Annotated in this window: 14 protein-coding genes; 10 read left to right on the top strand and 4 right to left on the bottom strand. The window is 69.7% G+C overall.

Annotation, left to right across the window (positions count from 1 at the left end; genetic code table 11):
- Positions 1–117: 117 nt before the first annotated feature.
- The gene (gene gcvH, locus ACIA5H_RS07295; RefSeq protein WP_355078501.1) at positions 118–516 is read right to left on the bottom strand and encodes a glycine cleavage system protein GcvH; all 399 of its coding nucleotides are present in this window, start codon (positions 514–516) and stop codon (positions 118–120) included.
- A 42-nt stretch (positions 517–558) separates the two neighbouring features.
- Positions 559–1,152, bottom strand: a complete 594-nt coding sequence (locus ACIA5H_RS07290) for a CDP-alcohol phosphatidyltransferase family protein (protein ID WP_379255828.1) — start codon at positions 1,150–1,152, stop codon at positions 559–561.
- A 219-nt stretch (positions 1,153–1,371) separates the two neighbouring features.
- On the opposite strand from ACIA5H_RS07290, the gene ACIA5H_RS07285 reads away from it, so the two are divergent.
- From ACIA5H_RS07285 to ACIA5H_RS07275, 3 genes are all read left to right on the top strand, one after another.
- Positions 1,372–3,066 carry a GMC oxidoreductase gene (locus ACIA5H_RS07285; protein WP_397074549.1) on the top strand — a complete coding sequence of 565 codons (1,695 nt, stop codon included), beginning with the start codon at positions 1,372–1,374 and terminating at the stop codon, positions 3,064–3,066.
- A gap of 50 nt (positions 3,067–3,116) precedes the next feature.
- A complete protein-coding gene (locus tag ACIA5H_RS07280; RefSeq protein WP_397074547.1) occupies positions 3,117–4,514 on the top strand; it encodes a DUF2252 domain-containing protein in 1,398 nt (465 codons plus the stop codon).
- 115 nt (positions 4,515–4,629) lie between these two features.
- Positions 4,630–5,526, top strand: coding sequence for a nuclease-related domain-containing protein (locus tag ACIA5H_RS07275; protein ID WP_379255778.1), 897 nt, complete (start codon positions 4,630–4,632; stop codon positions 5,524–5,526).
- A 31-nt stretch (positions 5,527–5,557) separates the two neighbouring features.
- Here the strand turns inward: ACIA5H_RS07275 and ACIA5H_RS07270 are convergent, their stop codons facing one another.
- Positions 5,558–7,510, bottom strand: a complete 1,953-nt coding sequence (locus ACIA5H_RS07270) for an acyl-CoA dehydrogenase (protein ID WP_356968611.1) — start codon at positions 7,508–7,510, stop codon at positions 5,558–5,560.
- Positions 7,511–7,612: 102 nt separating this feature from the next.
- Between ACIA5H_RS07270 and ACIA5H_RS07265 the strand changes: the two genes are divergently transcribed.
- From ACIA5H_RS07265 to ACIA5H_RS07255, 3 genes are read left to right on the top strand one after another with little or no spacing between them, the layout of a single operon-like run.
- The gene (locus ACIA5H_RS07265; RefSeq protein WP_356968613.1) at positions 7,613–8,266 is read left to right on the top strand and encodes a TetR family transcriptional regulator; all 654 of its coding nucleotides are present in this window, start codon (positions 7,613–7,615) and stop codon (positions 8,264–8,266) included.
- On the top strand, positions 8,266–9,198 hold the full coding sequence (locus ACIA5H_RS07260; protein ID WP_379255780.1) for an ATP-binding cassette domain-containing protein: 933 nt from the start codon (positions 8,266–8,268) through the stop codon (positions 9,196–9,198). Before ACIA5H_RS07265 ends, ACIA5H_RS07260 begins: the two co-directional genes overlap by 1 nt.
- A complete protein-coding gene (locus tag ACIA5H_RS07255; RefSeq protein WP_397074544.1) occupies positions 9,195–10,829 on the top strand; it encodes an ABC transporter permease in 1,635 nt (544 codons plus the stop codon). The genes ACIA5H_RS07260 and ACIA5H_RS07255 overlap by 4 nt, the downstream gene beginning before the upstream one ends.
- 490 nt (positions 10,830–11,319) lie before the next feature.
- On the opposite strand, the gene ACIA5H_RS07250 is transcribed toward ACIA5H_RS07255, so the two are convergent.
- Positions 11,320–12,174, bottom strand: a complete 855-nt coding sequence (locus ACIA5H_RS07250; protein ID WP_397074542.1) for an LLM class F420-dependent oxidoreductase — start codon at positions 12,172–12,174, stop codon at positions 11,320–11,322.
- A 258-nt stretch (positions 12,175–12,432) separates the two neighbouring features.
- On the opposite strand from ACIA5H_RS07250, the gene ACIA5H_RS07245 reads away from it, so the two are divergent.
- The 4 genes from ACIA5H_RS07245 to ACIA5H_RS07230 all read left to right on the top strand — a co-directional run bounded on the left by ACIA5H_RS07245 (position 12,433) and on the right by ACIA5H_RS07230 (position 18,708).
- Positions 12,433–13,830 carry a threonine/serine exporter ThrE family protein gene (locus ACIA5H_RS07245; protein WP_397075035.1) on the top strand — a complete coding sequence of 466 codons (1,398 nt, stop codon included), beginning with the start codon at positions 12,433–12,435 and terminating at the stop codon, positions 13,828–13,830.
- A 106-nt stretch (positions 13,831–13,936) separates the two neighbouring features.
- Positions 13,937–14,593, top strand: a complete 657-nt coding sequence (locus tag ACIA5H_RS07240; protein WP_397074540.1) for a heme oxygenase (biliverdin-producing) — start codon at positions 13,937–13,939, stop codon at positions 14,591–14,593.
- 85 nt (positions 14,594–14,678) lie between these two features.
- Entirely contained in the window at positions 14,679–16,382 is a 1,704-nt protein-coding gene (locus tag ACIA5H_RS07235; RefSeq protein WP_379255783.1) for a bifunctional metallophosphatase/5'-nucleotidase, read from the top strand.
- A 301-nt stretch (positions 16,383–16,683) separates the two neighbouring features.
- Complete coding sequence (locus tag ACIA5H_RS07230) at positions 16,684–18,708, top strand: SDR family oxidoreductase (RefSeq protein ID WP_355078512.1); 2,025 nt, start codon at positions 16,684–16,686, stop codon at positions 18,706–18,708.
- Positions 18,709–18,856: the final 148 nt, after the last annotated feature.

Below are 18,856 nucleotides of genomic sequence, written 5' to 3'. Positions count from 1 at the left end.
GGTACCACGACCTGCCGTCGAGTCACTAGATTCCCGGCACAGCCGCCGGGTGCATCTGTTGGCATTGACCGTACCCTGCCGGGCCGCACCCGTGCAGGTAGAACTGGGAAGGCTGCTTCAGCCCCCGATAACTCCTTGATAACCTGCGGCATCCAGCAGTTCACCGAGCGTCGCGTCGAGACTCGCCGCATCGCCCACCTCCAACTCGAACAGCCATCCGTCACCGTAGGGATCGGCGTTCAACGTCTCCGGCTCCGAGTTCAGCAAGTCGTTCACCGCAACGACTTTCGCGCTCAGCGGCGCGTAGATGTCGGACACGCTCTTGGTCGACTCCACCTCCGCGATGCTGTCCGCGGCGACCACCTCCGCGTCCGCCTCGGGCAGCTGCACGAACACAACGTCACCGAGTTGAGACTGGGCGTAGTCGGTGATGCCCACCCGCACCCGGGTCGGGGCGATCCGGCGTACCCACTCGTGCTCCTCGGTGTAGCGCAGATCCTCGGGGGTCTGGGTCACAGGCCGTCCTTTCGTTTGAACGTTGCACGCAAACTCTATCGGCTACGCCGTCCGATGCCCCACAGCCGGTATCGCTCTTGCGACCGCGATGGCTTTGCCGGTGTACAGCACGCCGGTCCAGACGTAGACCGCGGTGCCCCAGATCAGTAGGGCCCCGCCGAAGGCGCGCCCGAAACCGGCGGCAGCCCAGTCCATCTGCCCCGCCAGCAGCCAGGGCAGCGCGGACATCAGCGCGAAGGTGGCCGCCTTGCCCAGGTAGATCACCTCCGGCGGGGGCAGGTCGCGGCGCTTGTACACCGACAACGTCGCGGTCAGCACGAGGTCGCGGCCGACCAGGATCGCCGCGACCCACCACGGGATCAGCCCGCGGATCACGAAAGCCGCCAGCGTGGTGACCAGATAGAGCCGGTCGACGAACGGATCCAGCAGTGCTCCCAGCCGTGAGGACTGCCCGAGCAGCCGGGCGAGTTTGCCGTCCAGGAAGTCGGTGACGCCGCTGAGGACCAGCAGGGCGAACGCCCAGCCATCGGCCCGCTCGATCAGCAGCAACCACAGGAACAGCGGGACGCCCAGCAGGCGCAGCACGCTCAGCACGTTCGGCACGGTCAGGATGCGGTCGGCGAAGACTCCCCGCACTCCGCCGTCGGCGGCGCGTTCCTCCGGTTGGGCTGCGCCCGATTCGGTTGTCACGCCCCGTGCATACCCCACCGACCCCGCTCCTCGCCATCTCCGCGGGCCGAATTTTCCGGATATCGACGCGGCATGCCCGTGCGAGGATGGTTTCCGCCACAGCGCGACGGTGACAGAATGATTTGGAATATTTCTCACTATGTGGCCGGTGAGCGAGAGGAAGTCATGTCCGCATTCGACTACGACGTGGCGGTGATCGGCTCCGGCTTCGGCGGCAGCGTCAGCGCCCTGCGGCTCACCGAGAAGGGTTACCGCGTCGGGGTGCTCGAGGCAGGCCGCCGATGGAACGCCGAGGACATCCCCCGCACGAATTGGAATGTGCGCAAATCGATCTGGGCGCCGCGCCTGGGTCTCACCGGTCCGCAGCGGATCAGCCTGCTCGGCAAGTGCGCCGTGTTCTCCGGCGCCGGTGTCGGCGGCGGCTCGCTGATCTACGGGAACACGCTGTACGAGCCCCTGCCGAACTTCTACACCGACCGGCAGTGGGCGCACATCACCGACTGGCGCGCGGAACTGGCGCCGTACTACGACCAGGCCAAGCGCATGCTCGGCGTCGCGCCCAACCCGCGCACGACCCCGGCCGACGAGGTGATCCGGGAGATCGCCGAGGACCTCGGTGTGGCCGACACCTACCATCCGACCGATGTCGGCGTGTTCTTCAACGAAAGCGATCCAGGCACGGAGGTCGACGATCCCTACTTCGGCGGCGCGGGTCCCCGCCGCAACGGCTGCGTGCACTGCGCGCGCTGCTTCACCGGGTGCCCGCACAACGCCAAGAACACCACCACCACGAACTATCTCTACCTGGCCGAACAGTCCGGTGCGCAGGTTCACCCGCTGACCACGGCCACCGCCGTGCGGCCGCTGCCCGGCGGCGGATACGCCGTCGACACCGAGCGGTCCGGCCGCTGGATCCGCAAGCAGCGCAGAACCTTCACCGCCGAGCAGGTGGTGTTCGCCGGCGCCGCGCTCGGCACCCAGAAGCTGCTGCTCGAGATGCGGGACGACGGCGTGCTGCCGCACCTGTCGCCCCGGCTCGGCGAACTGACCCGGAGCAACTCCGAGGCCATCCTCAACGTGGTCAGCCGCGCCCGCCGCGACTTCGCCGAGGGCATCGCGATCACCTCATCGATCCACCCGGAGCCCGACACCCACGTCGAGGTGTGTCACTACGGCAAGGGCCAGAACGCGCTGTTCCCGATGTCGGTGCCGATCGTGGACGGCGGCGCGTTCCGCTTCCTGCGCTTCCTGCTGGCGATCCTGCTGCACCCGCTGGTGTTCCTGCGCAGCCTGAACGCACGGCACGCCTCGGAGAAGTCGGTGATCCTGCTGATCATGCAGTCGCTGGACAACTCGCTGACCGCGTTCCGCCGGCGCGGGCGGCTGCGCACCAGGCAGGGCACCGGCGAGCCGAACCCGACCTGGATCCCCCTGGCCCACGACATCGGCAGACGGTTCGGCGCCAAGGTCGACGGCGACACCCACGGGCTGATCATGGACGTGTTCGACATCCCGGCCACGGCCCACTACATCGGCGGATGCGTGATCGGCGAGAACCCGCGCAGCGGCGTGGTCGACCCGTACCAGCGGGTCTACGGTCATCCCGGCCTGCACGTCGCGGACGGCTCGGCGGTGACCGCCAATCTCGGCGTGAACCCGTCGCTGACGATCACCGCGCAAGCCGAGCGCGCGATGGCGTTCTGGCCCAACCGCGACGAACCCGACCCGCGGCCGGAACTGGGGTCGGCCTACCGGCGCATCGCTCCGGTGCCGCCCGCGCGACCGGCGGTGCCCGCCGAGGCGCCCGGCGCGCTGCGGTTGCCGATCGAGCCCGCGCCGCCCCGTACCCAGGTGAAGTGAGGCCGACACCACGCGGCATGAACGGTCGCCTGCGGCTAGCGTGATCCGTTGTGTCAGACAGTGGTATCGATCTGCGCTCCTACGTGCCCGCGGAGGAGGTGCGCGCCCGCGGACGCGCGTTGCGTGAGCGGGTTCCGGTCAGCGCAAGGGATCGGGCGGCCACCGGAGTACGGCGTCCGAGCGTGTTCGATTTCGTCGAGATGAGCAATGCGGGCAGGCTGGAGCACCTGATACCGCTGCGGATCGGGCGGATGATCGCCTCGCCGTTCACCTTCTATCGGGGCGCGGCGGGGTTGATGGCGGCCGATCTGGCAGGTGGCCCGGACAGTGGGCTCACCGCCCAGCTGTGCGGTGACGCGCACGCGGCGAACTTCGGCCTGTACGGCACCGCGCGCGGCGAGATCATCATGGACATCAATGATTTCGACGAGACCGTGCCCGGTCCGTGGGAGTGGGATCTGGAGCGCCTCGCGGCCAGCCTGGTACTGGCCGGGCGGGAGGCGGGCGCCGACGAGGACGAGTGCCGCACCGCCGCGCGCGACGCCGCCCGTTCTTACCGCCTGGCCGTGGCGGATCTGGCCGCGATGCCGTTCATGGCGTCCTGGTCCGCACTGCCCGACGAGTCGGTGCTCGCCAGGGCTGAGGCCGACGACCTGCTCGACGACTTCAAGAAGGCGGCCAAGAAGGCGCGCAAGAACACCAGCGCCAAGGTGGTGGCCAAGTGGACCGAGCACCTCGAGGATCACCAGACCGGTATCCGCAAGCACCGCTTCGTCAACGATCCGCCGATTCTGACCGCCGTGGACGAGCGCGTCGCGGAGGCGGTGATCGGCGGGCTGGAGCGCTATGCCGACACCTTGCCCGAGTCGCGGCGCAATCTCCTGGCCCGGTTCGCCGTGTCCGACATCGCGTTCCGGATCGTCGGGACCGGCAGCGTCGGGCTGCGCAGCTATCTCGCGCTGCTGCACGGCAACGACGGCGAGGCGCTGGTCCTGCAAGTGAAGCAGGCCGCGGCAGCGGCGCTCGCCCCGTTCCTGCCGAGGTCCGCCGTACGGCACGAGGGTGAGCGAATCGTGCGAGGCGCCAGGCTTGTTCAGTCCGAGTCGGATCTCCTGCTCGGTTGGACGTCCCTCGACCCGGTCGGCGACGGCGTCGAAATGCCGTTCATCGTCCGGCAATTCCGCAATATGAAGGGCGGCATCGATCCCGCCGAGCTGCCCGCGGACGACCTCGACGACTACGGGCGGCTGGCGGGCGCGCTGCTTGCCAGGGCCCATTCCCGATCGCTGGATCCGCGCTTGCTGTCGGGATATCTGGACGGCGACGAACGCTTCGACGACGCGGTCGCCGCGTTCGCGGTGCGTTACGCCGACCGCACCGAAGCCGACCACGCCGAACTGGCCGGGGCCGTGCGGGCGGGCCGGATCGCCGCCGAGGAACCGGAGTAGCCCGGCCGCCGTGCCTCGCGCCCGACACGCCGTCCGTCGGCACGTGCGCGGCGAATCCGTTGCGGCACCTCGTATCCTGTCCACTGTCGAGTGTCGACGTGAAGGGTGGCCGCCAATGCTCGTGCGAGTCCAGAACGCCGCAGGTACCAATGCCGAGCGGGTGCTGATCGATTGGCTGCGCACCTGGAAGGACCCCGGGAGTCCGCATGGTGTCGCGACGATCACCTGCAGCTTGTTCCACAAGGATCGGCTGCACCAATTCGACGCCGTGGTCTGGACCCCGACCAGCTGCGTGGTGATCGAGGCCGATGCACTGGTCGCCCGCCAGGATGGCGTGCTGGAGGTCCCGCTCAACGGCGAGTGGACGATCAACGGCGAGCCGGTGGCGACGGAGAGCCGCGACCGCAGCACGCCGCTGGACAAATCCCGCGAGCACACTTTCGCGTTGCAGGAATGGCTGGCCGCCCGCGGACTCGGGCAGCGGGTCGTGCACGGCGTCGCGCTGGTCGTCCCGCTGTCGGGCGCCCAGTTGCGACTCGAACAGCGGTGGGCCGATCCGAGTTTCGACGTGATCATCGGCGACGACCCGGGCCGGCTGCGGCACTACTTCGACTCGCTCGCCACGGAGGAGAAGTTCCTCTGGACGGCCAACGACGTCGCCGTCGCGTTCCGCGGTCTCGGCATCCTGCCCTACCTGCCCGCGCCGCAGGAACTGCTCAACGAGGGCTTCCTCGGCCCGATCGACATCACGCTCTGGCATGGTGGGCCCAACCAGGCGCAGGCCGAGGCCTACGCGGAGGAACTCGCGCAGGCCGAGCGGGAAGCGCAGGCGTCCGCCTTCGTCATCCGGGCGCCCTGGTACAGCCCGTGGAAGCTGTATCCACGCGAGTCCGGCGACCTCGACTTCGGGCGCGCGGTGATGCGCACCGTCCTGGCCATCGGCATGATCGTCGCCTTCGTCTGGGTCGTGTGGTTCGTGGTCACCGCGCTCACGGCGTACGGACCGGGCTGAGCGGCCGCCGACGGGGGCGACCGCCCTGCCGCTAGGACGACGCCGAGATCGGCTGGTCCCGCTGGAAGACGCTCGCGTCGTCGAGCATGGCCGCGCGCAGCATCCGCTCCGGCACGCCCATGGCCTCGACCAGGGTCGAAGCGTGCGGACGCAGCCGGTCGACCAGTTCGTTGACGCCGCGGCGCACCGCCTTCGCCCGGTCCACCGACATGAACCGGTGCATGATGTACCAGGCCTGGTTCTCCTCGATGGTGGAGTAGACGAACAGGTCGCACATCCAGTCGGCGAGTTCACGCGCGGCCGGGTCCTCGATGTCGGAGATCCCTTCGATGAACGCCTCGAGCACCAGCCGGTCGATGTGCGCCGAGCCCGCTGCCAGGATGTGGTCTTGGGCATTGTTGAACGCCTCGAACGGGCCGGTCTCCTCGGCCCTGGCGCGCAGCCGGTGCGCCGCGGTGCGGACCAGGTAGTCCTCACGGTCGGCGAACAATTGCAGTTGCACCGCCCGGCGGGACAGATCGCCCTCATCGATGGAATCGTCGCCGCGGTCACGGAGGGTCTGGATCAGCTGGCGCACGCCCGAACGCTTGCGCACCACGTCACCGGCCATGGTCGCGGCGAAGCGCACCCAGCCCAGGGCGTCCAGGTCGCGCACCTCGTCGGCGTAGGCGGTGAGCAGTTCCTTGGCCACCAACTGGGTGAGCACCACGTTGTCACCTTCGAAGGTGGTGAACACGTCGGTGTCGGCCTTCAAGGTCACCAGCCGGTTCTCCGTGAGATAACCCGCGCCGCCGCACGCTTCGCGGCACTCCTGGATGGCGCGGGTGGCGTGGTTGGTCTGCGCGACCTTGAGGCCTGCCGCGCGCTTCTCCAGCGCGCGCTGTGCGCCCGGCTCGAGATTCTGGCCGGTCTGCACCAGGTGCATCCGCCGCACCAGGTCGTTCTGCGCGAACGCGAGCGCATACGACTTCGCGACCAGCGGCAGCAGACGGCGCTGGTGGCTGCGGTAGTCCAGCAGCACGGTTTCCACCCCGGTGTCCGGGTCAGAGAACTGGCGGCGCAGCAGCGCGTAGCGCACCGCGATGCTCAGGGCGACGCGCGCGCCCGCCGCCGCGGCGCCGCCGACGCTCACCCGGCCGCGCACCAGGGTGCCGAGCGTGGTGAAGAACCGGCGGCTGGGGTTGTCGATTTCGGAGCTGTAGGTGCCGTCGGGGGCCACGTCGGCGTAGCGGTTGAGCAGGTTCTCCCGGGGCACGCGCACGTGATCGAAGACGATGCGCCCGTTGTCCACGCCGGGCAGGCCGCCCTTGAGGCCGTCGTCATAGGTGGTCACGCCGGGCAGGTCGGCGCCGTTCTCGTCGCGGATGGGCACCAGCAGGCAATGCACGCCCTTGTTCTCGCCCTGCGTGATCAGCTGCGCGAACACCGCGGCCATCCTGGCGTGTTCGGCCGCGCCCCCGATGTAGTCCTTGCGCGCCGACGGCGTCGGCGAGTGCACCACGAACTCTTGGGTCTGCGGGTCGTAGGTCGCCGTGGTCTCCAGGTTCGCGACGTCGCTGCCGTGCCCGGACTCGGTCATCGCGAAGCAGCCGAGCAGATCCAGCGAGATCAAGCGCTCGATGAACTCCCGGTGCCGTTCGGTGCCGAGATTCTCCACGGCGCCGCCGAAAAGACCCCACTGCACGCCCGACTTCACCCACAACGACAGATCCGCGTACGCGAGCATCTCCAGGCCGACCACCGCCGCGCCCGGCTCACTGGTACCGCCGTTCTCCCGGCGGAAGCCGCGCTCGGCGAACCCCATCGTGGAGATCGCCTTCATCTGCTCGAGCACGCGCGCCCGGGCGGCCTTGTAGTCCTGGTAGGGATCGGCGGTGAACTCCTCCCCGGCCAGCAAGGTCCTGGCTTCGTCCCGGACGGCCGCCCAAGGGCCGTCGAGTGCCGCGCGTAGGTGGTCCGCCGTCGTTGCCGTGCCGCTAGTCATGTCTCGACGATAGCCCCGTACACGGGCGGCAAACCGTGATGCGCGACAAGTCGGCGACAGGTCTTGCTAGACCGTTGAACGACTGTTTAATATACTGAACATGTGTTTAACCAACAGCCCGTTCCGCAAGGATCCGCCGACGATCTGAGCACCGCGGCGCGCATTCGCGATACCGCGATCGAGGTGTTCGGCGAACACGGATTCCAGGTCGGAGTCCGCAAGATCGCCGCCGCCGCCGGCGTCTCCCCCGGCCTGGTCAACCATCACTTCGGGTCCAAGGACGGCCTGCGCGCCGCCTGCGACGACCGGGTGCTGCAGTTGATCCGCGACGAGAAGGTCAAGGCGATCACCGCGTCGTCGGTGAAGGCGGGCATGCTCGACGCCCTGGCCGAGATCGAGTCGTACGCGCCGCTGGTCGCCTACATGGTGCGTAGCCTGCAGGCAGGCGGACCGATGGCGGAATCACTGTTCGAGCACATGGCCGCAGATGCCGAGGGATACCTCGAGAAGGCGGTCGAGGCGGGCAGGATCAAACCCAGCCGCGACCCGGCGGCGCGCGCCCGATACCTGATGATGCTGAACGTCGGCGCAACCATGCTGTACATGCAGATGCGCCAGCACCGCGACGAGACGATCGACTACCGCAAGGCGATTCGCGAACTCAGCGAAGAACTCACCCCACCGGCCCTGGAGTTCTACACCCAAGGGCTGCTCACCGATCCCACGATCTTGGACACATTCACCAAGGAGAAGTGATGTCCGACATCATCGAAGTCCGCGATCTGCGCAAGACTTTCGGTCACGTCACCGCGCTCGACGGCCTCGACCTCACCGTCACCGAGGGCGAGATCCACGGCTTTCTCGGCCCCAACGGCGCGGGCAAGTCCACCACCATCCGGGTACTGCTCGGCATCCTGCGCGCCACCGGCGGGCAGGCTCGACTGTTCGGCCGCGACCCGTGGGCCGACGCGGTCGCATTGCACCGCGAATTGGCTTATGTGCCAGGCGATGTCACGTTGTGGCCGTCGCTGTCTGGCGGGGAGACCATCGATCTGCTCTCCCGGATGCGGGGCGGTCTCGACGAGAAGCGGCGCGATGAGCTGATCGAGCGCTTCGATCTCGACCCTCGCAAGAAGGCGCGCACCTATTCCAAGGGCAACCGCCAAAAGGTCTCGCTGGTCGCCGCGCTGGCCTCCGACGCGCCGCTGCTGCTGCTCGACGAGCCGACCTCGGGGCTGGATCCACTGATGGAGCAGGTCTTCCGGGAGTGCGTGCACGAGGCGCGAGAGCGCGGCGCGACCGTCCTGTTGTCCAGCCACATCCTGTCCGAGGTCGAAGCGCTCTGCGATCGGGTCACCATCATTCGCGCCGGGCGCACGGTGGAGAGCGGGTCGCTGTCGGACCTGCGTCACCTGTCGCGTACGTCGATCACCGCCGAATTGACCGGCGACGCGGGCGATCTGAGCCGCATCCCGGGCGTGGAGGACATCGAACTCGATAACCACACGCTGCGCTGCCAGGTCGACAACGAGCACCTCGGCGAGCTCATCCGGGTGCTCGGCGACGCGGGCGTGCGCAGCCTGACCAGCACGCCGCCCACGCTCGAGGAGCTGTTCCTGCGGCACTACCACGTCGACGGCCACGGCGCCGAGTCCGGCGCGGCCACCGGGGAGAAGGTGCGAGCATGACCACCGCCATCGCCGGCCGCGCCACGGCGGCGCAGGTATTCGGCGTATCCGGCGACTTCGCGGGCACCGGGCGATTGCTGCGGCTGTACCTGCGGCGCGACCGGATCGTGCTGCCGCTGTGGACGCTGCTCATCGGCCTGATGCCCGCGTTCCAGGTCGCCAGCATCAAGGGTCTGTACGACAACCAAGCGTCACTGGACAGCTTCGCGCGGACCACGGCCGACAGTCCCGCGCTGATCGCCATGTACGGCCCGGTGTTCAGCTCCGCGCTCGGGTCGATCGGCACCTGGAAAGCAGGCGCCATGTACACCATGATCGCCATCGCCACGGTGCTCACGGTGATCCGGCACACCCGGGTCGAGGAGGAGACCGGACGTGCGGAACTGGTGAGCGCCACCAGCATCGGGCGTTTCGCCGGTCTCACCGCGACCTTGATAATGACCTATTCGGGCGCGTTGCTCGCCGGGATCGTGTGCGCCCTGTCGCTCTACGGCATCGACCTGCCCGGAGCGGGATCGGTGGCCTTCGGCGCCGCCCTGGCCGCGTCCGGCATCGTCTGGGCGGCCGTCGCGGCGGTCGCCGCCCAGGTCAGCGCCGGTGCGCGGGTGGCGCGCGGCGTGGCCTTCGGCGCGCTCGGCGCGGCCTTCGCGCTACGTGCGGTCGGTGACGCCGGAAACGGTGTGCTTTCGTGGTTGTCGCCGATCGGCTGGTCGCTGCAGATCCGCCCGTACGCCGGGGAACGCTGGTGGGTGCTGCTGCTCTTCACCGCCCTCGCGGTGCTGGGCACCGGCGTCGCGTACGCGTTGCTCGGCAACCGCGACGTCGGTTCCGGGCTCATCGCCGAGCGTCCGGGGCCGTCCGCGGCGGCGGCGATCCTGTCCGGTCCGTTCGGTCTGGCCTGGCGGTTGCAGCGCGGCACCCTGCTGGCGTGGACGGTGGGCTTCGCGCTCTACGGCCTGCTGATCGGCGGCGCGGTGAACAGCGTCGGCGACATGCTCGACGGCAGCGCGTCCCTCCGGGACATGGTCACCCGGATGGGCGGCTCACAGCAGCTGCAGCAGTCCTTCATCACCTACGCGCTCACGATGCTCGCCGCGGCCGCGTCCGCCTACTCGATCTCCGCCGCCTTGCGGTTGCACGACGAGGAGACCAGCGCCCGGGTCGAGGCCACCCTGTCCGGCGCCGTCGGCCGCGTCCGCTACGCGTTGAGCCACATCGGCTTCGCGCTGCTCGGCCCCGCCGCCGCACTGCTGGTCTCGGGCGTGGCGATCGGCATCGTCTACGGCGCGGCGGACGGCGACCTCGGGACGAAACTTTCCCAGTCGTCGGCCGCCGCCGCCGTGCAGGTGCCCGCGGTGTGGGTCGTCACAGGCATCGCGGTCGCGCTCTACGGTCTCGCTCCGCGGTTCGCCCCGGTCGCGTGGGGCGTGCTCAGCGCCATGGTGGTGATCTTCTTCGTCGGCTCGCTCGACGGCCTGCCGCACTGGATGCTCGATCTCGTGCCGTTCGTCCACCCGCCGAAGGTGCCCGGCGCCGAATTCCAGGCCCAGCCGCTGCTGTGGCTGCTCGCGACCGCCGCGGCGCTGCTCGCCGTCGGCATCACCGCATTCCGCAGCCGCGACCTGCGCTGACAGCGTCCTCCGTGGCCCGCGCGAACCTGTTCGCGCGGGCCACTCCTCGTCAGCGGGCCGTTCGGCTCGCCGCCTGCCTGAGGCGGCGCTCGCTGCGCCCGGCGCGTGGGCACAGCCCGGCCGCACCGAACGGCCGACAGGATATTTGCCGTGACCGATGGTGGCTCGCCGAACGTGGCCGCGCCGCTCCCTGGCGGTGGCCGCTACACCAGCGCCGACGCCGTGCTGCCGACGAAGGACGCGCGCCGCCGGTGCCGATCCGGCTGAGCCTGACGGTCGTCAGCGACCAGGAGGGCGGACCGGTCTAGGCGGATGGCGTTTGCGGACGGTGTCTTCGGCGCGCACCACCCCGCCACCGGCGGCCGACGCGGGCGCGGGCGCGGAGCCGGGACGACGATGGCTGCTGGTCGCGGCGGGCGCTATCGTCGTGGCCGGTGCCCTGGTGAGCCCTTGTCGTGATCCGCGGACGCGGTTGGTCACGCCGCGCGTGTCACCCAGCGTGCTTGATACCCAGTTTTCCCGCCAGGCGCGTGAGGTAGGCCCGGACGTCCTCCGCGGAACGGTCGGGCAGTCCGAAAACGGCTTCGGTGACACCGGATTCGGCCCAGCGCGCCAGCTGCTCCGCGTCGTGCCGCCCGGCGAGCGCGATGACCTCAGGATTGTCGGCACGCCCCTGCTCGCGCCAGATCCGGCGCAGCAGAGCGATCTTGGGGTCCAGGTCGTCCTCGGTGGGCGTGGTGATCCATCCGTCGGCGTACTTCGCCAGCCAAGTGAAGTTCTTCTCGGTACCCGCCGCGCCGAGCAGGACCGGAATGCGCTTCTGCACCGGCTTCGGCCAGGACCAGCTGGCGCCGAAGGTGACGAACTCGCCGTCGAAGCCGGCCTCCTCTTCGGTCCAGAGCACGCGCATGGCCTCCAGATGCTCCCGCAGCACCGTTCTGCGTTTGCCCGCAGGCACGCCGTGGTGGGCCAGTTCGTCGGTGTTCCAGCCGAATCCGACGCCGAGGCTGACCCGGCCGCCGGACAGGTGATCCAGCGAGGCGATGGTCTTGGCCAGCGTGATCGGATGGTGTTCGGCGGGCAGCGCCACCGCGGTGGACAAGCCGATGCGCTCGGTCACGGACGCGGCGGTGCCGAGCGCGACCCACGGGTCCAGAGTCCGCAGATAACGGTCGTCGGGCAGGCTCGCATCGCCGGTGCGCGGGTGCGCCGCGGCCCGGACCACCGGAATGTGCGTGTGCTCGGGAACATAGAACGTGTCGAATCCGGCACGCTCGGCGGCCACCGCCGCATCCGCCGGGGTGATGCCCCGATCGCTGGTGAACAACACGATTCCGTACCGCACCGCACGCTCCCATCGCCGAAATTAGAACAAGTTCTATCACGAACCGACGGTCCGACCAAGGGGTGATCGCGACCGGCGCGCCCCCCGCGACCCGCACGGATGCCGAGAAGACATCGGATGACTAGGTTCGCCTCCATGAGTCCTGAGGCAACTTCCGTAGGCGATGTCACCACCGGACGGGTGGATCACCTCGGCTGGCGTCGCGGGCTTCGCCTGCGGCGTGCCCGGCCGATTCCGGTCGTCACCCAGGCCGTCGGCATGCTGGTCGCGGACCGGCAGGCGACCGCGGACACCATCGTCACCGCGCCAACGCCGTTGCAGCCGATCGACCTCACCGACGACGCCAGGGTCGCCGAAGTCCTCGACCTCGCGGTCCGGGTCGGCGAAGTGGTGCTGGCCTCCGGCACCGGCGTGGTGGACACCACCACGACGGTGCGGTTCATCGCCGCCACCTACGGGCTGTCCCGGTGCAGCATCGACGTCACCTACGACGCCATCCGCATCTGGGCCGACCGTGGCGCCGCGCTGCCACCGGCCAGCACGATGCGGATCGTGCACTACCGCGCCCTGGATTTCACCCGGCTCGCCGCCGTCGACCGGCTGACCCGCCGGATCCGCCACGAAGTGGTCCCACCGGTTCAGGCCCGCGCCGCGCTCGACGCGATCACCTCGGCGCCGCACCCGTACCACCGCTGGACCGCCACCGCGGCGTGGTCGCTGATGGCGGCGGCGATCGCCGCGCTGCTCGGCGGCGGCGCCCTCGTGGCCGCGGTCAGTTTCGCGACCACGGCGGCGATCGACCGCACCAATCGCGTCCTCAATCGCTACGGGCTGCCGTTCTTCTTCCAGCACATGGTGGGCGGCGCTATCGCGGCGATCCCGGCCATCGTGCTGGCGAGCCTCGCCGCGCGCTTGCGGATCGACGTCGACCCGACCCTGATCATCGCGGCCGGAATCACCGTGTTGCTGAGCGGATTGCAACTGGTCGGCTCGGTGCAGGACGCGATCACCGGCGCGCCCATCACGGCCACGGCCCGCATGCTCGAGGTGATGATGATGACCGGGGGCATCATCGCGGGTATCGCGCTCACCCTGCGCATCGCCGATCTCGTCGACGCCACCGTGCCCCCGGTGTACCTGACTTCCACCCGCGACATCACCGACCTGCCGGTGAAGATCGTGGCCGGTGCGGTGGCGGCCCTGGCGTTCGCGCTCGCCTGTTACGCCGAACGCCGGGCGCTGGCCGCGGCCGCGGGTAGCGGCGCCGCGGGCATCATCTGCTTCCTGCTCATCCAGGAGGCGGGTTTCGGCCCGGTGATCTCCTCCGGCGTCGCCGCGACGCTGGTCGGCCTGGCCGGTGGCCTGATGGCCCGCCGCGCGCTGACTCCGCCGCTGGTCGTCGCCGTCGCGGGCATCACTCCGCTGCTTCCCGGCCTCAAGGTCTACCGCGGCCTCTACGCCCTGCTCAACGACGAACTGCTGATCGGGGGCAACCAGCTGCTCGCGGCCGTCGGCATCGGCTGCGCGCTGGCGGCGGGCGTGACTCTCGGCGAATGGTGCGACCGCACCGTGCGCAGGCCGCGGATACTGCGCCGGTTCGGCTCGCTGCGCCGCCCGATCGTCCGGCGCCGCCGCCGATCGACGCCCGCGCACTGACCCGCGAGGTGCATGCGCGCGCAACTTCCGACCGGTAATCTCTTATCGAACTGGTCAGGGCCCGCGATTCGGTGGCGGCCCCGCTGTGAGGTGAGGTGGTCCGGACATGTCGGAGGCAGTACCGTTCTCGGCGCAGATCCGCACCGCCACCGCGCAACAGCACGCGGAGGCGGAGAACTCCCGCTTCATGAGCGACATGCTCGGCGGATCGCTCGGCGTCGACTCGTATCACCGCTACACCGGCCAGCTCTGGTTCATCTACCGCGCGCTCGAACAGCGGTGGGCGGCGCTGGCCGACGACCCGGTGGCCGGGCCGTTCATCCGGCCCGAGCTGGCCCGCACCGCGGAACTCGAGCGCGACCTCACACATCTGCTCGGCGCCGGCTGGCGAACCGGCTTGGAGCCGCTGCCCGCCACCGCCGCCTACGCCGAACGCATCGACGAGTGCGCGCGCGACTGGCCCGCCGGGTACATCGCCCACCACTACACCCGCTACCTCGGCGACCTGTCGGGCGGACAGGTCATCCGCGGCACCGCGGAGAAGCTGTGGGACCTACCCCATCGCGGCGACGGCGTCCGCTTCTACGTCTTCGACGGAGTCGGCAATCCCGCCGCGTTCAAGCGGGAATACCGGGCCCTGCTCGACCGGCTGCCGCTCGACGACCTGGAGCGCCGCCGCGTGCTCGACGAGGGCAGGCGCGCCTTCGCGATGAACACCGCGGTCTTCGAGGAACTCGCCGAGGAATTCCCGGCCGCGCAGTAGCGGGATCGGGCGCGGTGCATCGCCGTGCGGCAGGCGGCATTTCGGCTGTCGTGCGCGACCGTCGCCGACGTGGGACAGTCGTGATATGAGAGCGCGTCGCCGCATCGCCGTGGTTCTTGCCGGTCTTGTCGGTGTCGGTCTGGTGGGGGGTTGCGGCACGACGTCCGACCCCGGCGCCGGTCCCGGCTCCTCGACGGCGGCCGGGATCGTGCCGTTGATCTCGACGAACGACCTGCGTGCGGCGCAACCGGACGAGGTGCACCTGTTCGGCTTCAACGATCTGCACGGCAACCTGCAGCCGCCGAGCGGGTCCAACGGCAGGATCGCGCAATACGACGCGGGCGGAGCCGCGTATCTCGCCACTCATCTCGCCCGGCTGAAGGCCGCCTATCCGTCCAGCGCGGTGGTGGCGGCCGGCGACAACATCGGGGCCAGCCCGCTGATCTCCAGCCTGTTCCACGACGAGCCGACGATCGACTTCCTCGACAACGTGGGAGTGGCCGCCTCCGCGGTCGGCAACCACGAATTCGACGACGGCGTGCTGGAATTGGCGCGCTTGCAACAAGGCGGGTGCGCCTTCGACGGATGTTCTCCCGGCGCTCCGTTCACCGGCGCGAAATTTCCGTATCTCGCGGCGAACGTCATCGACGCGCAGGGCAACCCACCGCCCGCGCTGCGCCCGTGGACCATGCTCGAGGTGGGCGGCCATCGGATCGGCGTAGTCGGCACGGTCACGCCCGAAACCGCGAGCATCGTTCTGCCCGAAGGCATCCGGGGCTTCCACTTCGGCGACGAAGCCGCCGCGATCAATCGCTACGTGCCGGAGTTGAAGGCGGCGGGCGCCGAAGCGATCGTGGCGCTGGTGCACGACGGCGGTTCCCAGCGGCCGGAGCGGAACGCGGCCCTGGACTACAACGGCTGCGCGAACGTCACCCCGAACGTGACGGGACTGGCCGAGCGGATCGACCCCGCGGTCCGGGCGGTGTTCACCGCCCACAGCCACCAGCCCTATGTGTGCACCATCGGCGGCAAGGTGATCACCCAGGCCGCCTCGTACGGGCGGCTCGTCACCGACGTCACGCTGCGTTTCGGCGGCGACGGCGTGCAGGCCTCGGCGGTCAACCGCGTGGTGACCCGCGAGGTGACACCCGACGCTCAGACGACCGCGCTGATCGATTTCTACACCGAGCAGTCCCGGCCGCGCGCGGGCCGCGTCGTCGGCGCGGCCGCGAACGCCCTCCCGCACGACCCGGGACCGGCGGGCACCTCGCCCCTGGGCGACGTGATCGCCGATTCCATGCTGTCGGTCACGGCGGGTCCGGCCGCCGCCGTCGCCGCCTTCATGAACCCCGGTGGCGTGCGCGCCGATCTGAAGCAGGGGCCGGTCACTTATGGCGACCTCTACACCGTCCAACCGTTCGGCAACCAGGTCGTCACGCTCACGCTGACCGGCAGCCAGATCCTGCGCCTGCTGGAACAGCAGTGGAACAACTCCGGCAAATCGACCATTCTGTCTCCGGCGGGGATCAGCTATACCTATTCCGACACCGCCCCCACAGGCGCGAAGGTGATCGCCGACAGCGTCCGCATCGCAGGTCAGCCACTGAATCCCGTCGCGACGTATCGCATCACGACCAACAACTTCCTGGCTTCGGGAGGCGACGGATTCACCGTCTTCACCGAGGGAGCCGATACCGCGGTGGGCCCGACCGACTTGGACGCCTTCGAGACGTTTCTGCGCGACAAGCCTCCGCTGCAGACGCCACCCGCCCGCGTCGAGAAGAAGTAGCGAGACCGGACGCTGCCCAGTTGCTGGACACTCGACCAGAACTCGGGTAACTGGAAATCTTTGTAACACATACCGTTTGACCTGCGCCGACGGTGACCAGTCCCACAGGGTGAACGGGTCATGATCGCTTGCCGGGGCCGCACGCGGTCGATTACTGTTGAGTAATAAGTCAGGACGAAGGTGTTCCTACTTTCGGCCCGACGTCTGTCGCTGGGGGCCGAATCGACGCTGTCCGCATCCATTGCCGCATGCCGGATGAATTGTGCGACAACAAGGTTCGACTGAACAGCAGGAGAGTGCGATGGCCACTTACATCGTGACGGGCGGGACCGGTTTCCTGGGCAGGCGGGTTGTGCAAGACCTGCTGGACAACGACGCCGAGGCGATCGTCCACGTGCTGGTGCGTGAGACGTCACTGGGCAAATTCACCGACATCGCGGCGGGCTGGCGCGGCGCCGAGCGGGTCTACGCACTGATCGGCGATCTCACCGCCGAAGGGCTCGGTTTGGCGTGCGAAGCGCCACGGGCCGACCACATCGTTCATCTGGGCGCGGTCTACGACATGACGGCCGACGAGGACACCGCGCACGCGGCGAACGTCACCGGCACGCGCTCGGTGCTGGCCCTGGCTCGCGAGCTGGGCGCGGTGCTGCACCACGTGTCTTCCGTGGCGGTGGCGGGCGACCACAAAGGCAAGTTCTTCGAGGAGGACTTCGACCTCGGACAGCAGCTGACCTCGCCGTATCACCGCACCAAGTTCGCCGCCGAGAAACTCGTCCGCCAGGCGCGCGGCGTGCGCTGGCGGGTCTATCGGCCCGCGATCGTCGTGGGCGATTCCCGCACCGGCGAGATGGACAAGATCGACGGCCCCTACTACTTCTTCGGCGCGATCGCGCGGCTGGCCACGCTGCCGTCCGATCTGCCGTTGCCGCTGCCCGATCTCGGCGCCACGAATATCGTTCCGGTCGACTACGTCTCGGCCGCCATGAGCGAACTGATCCGTCGCCCCGGCCTGGACGGACGCACCTTCCACCTGGTCAACCCCGAGCCGCAGCCCTTCGGGGAGGTGTATCGCGCGCTCGCCGCCGCGGCGGGCGCCCCGACCGGCGTGGGAACGGTGCCGGGCAGCGGTTTGGCGCTCAGCGGCCTCGCGCACATCCCCGGCGTCACCACCGTGCGCGATTTCCTGCTCGAGCAGGTGGGCATCCCGGCCGAAGTCGCTCCGCACACCTCGTTCTCCGCGGAGTTCATCAGCGATTCGACCCGCGCCCAGCTGCGCGGCTCCGGTCTGACCGTCCCGTCGTTCGACAGCTACGCCGAGCGGTTGTGGCAGTACTGGCGCGACCACCTCGACCCGCAGCGAGGCCGCGTGTCGGTCACCGGTGACCCGCTCGCCGGGCGGGTCGTGCTCATCACCGGAGCGTCCTCCGGTATCGGACTGGCCACCGCGCACGCCGTCGCCCGGCGCGGCGCCACGGTCCTCATGGTCGCCCGCGGTCACGACGACCTGGCGGCCGCCGCCGAGGCGGTGCGCGCGGAGGGCGGTGTCGCGCATACCTACCCGTGCGACATCACCGACTCCGAAGCGGTCGAGAAGCTCGTGCAGTGCGTCCTCGACGACCACGGCCACGTCGACTACCTGGTGAACAACGCGGGCCGTTCGATCCGCCGCTCCGTGCTCAACTCCACCGACCGGATGCACGATTTCGAGCGCACCATGGCGGTGAACTACTTCGGCGCCGTGCGGCTCATCCTGGGACTGCTGCCGTCGATGCGAGCGCGCCGCTTCGGGCACGTGGTCAACATCTCCTCGATCGCGGTGCAGACCAAGGTGCCCCGGTTCGCCGCCTACGTGGCGAGCAAGTCGGCGCTGGACAACTTCAGCGACATCGCGGCGGTGGAGAACCGGGATGCCGGTATCACGTTCACCTCGGTGCGGATGCCGCTGGTGCGGACCCCGATGATCGCCCCGACCGACCTGTACCGCTCGCTTCCGGTGCCGGATCCGGATCAGGCCGCGGCGATCGTGGTGCGCGCGCTGGAGGACCGGCCGCATCGCATCGACACGCCCGTCGGCACCTTCGCCCAGGCGGTCGAGTTGCTGATGCCGTCGGTGAAGCGTCAGATCATGCACCAGGGCTTCCGGCTGTTCGGGGAGTCCCGCGCGGCGCGGGGCGGCTCGGACCGCCGTCCGGCCGATCCGTCGCCCGCTGCCGAAGCGCCCGGCGGCGCGCTGTCCGCGCTGGCGCCGGTGATCATGCCGCTCATGGCGCTGCCCTCCCCCGCGGCGCGCGTCGCGCGCGTGGTTCCGGGCTTGCAGTGGTGACTGTGCAGGACTGAGGGGTGGGGGGGGGGGGGGGGGGGGGGGCGGCGGGGGCGGGGTGGGGGGGGGGGGGGGGGGGCGGGGGGCGGCGCGGGGGGGGGCCGGGGGGGGGGGCCCCGGGGGAGGGCGAGCCGCGGCGGGGGCGGAGGGC

This window comes from Nocardia sp. NPDC051900, from assembly GCF_044452545.1.
GTDB classification, from domain to species: Bacteria; Actinomycetota; Actinomycetes; order Mycobacteriales; family Mycobacteriaceae; genus Nocardia; species Nocardia sichangensis.
This window is presented reverse-complemented; position numbering and strand designations above follow the sequence as displayed.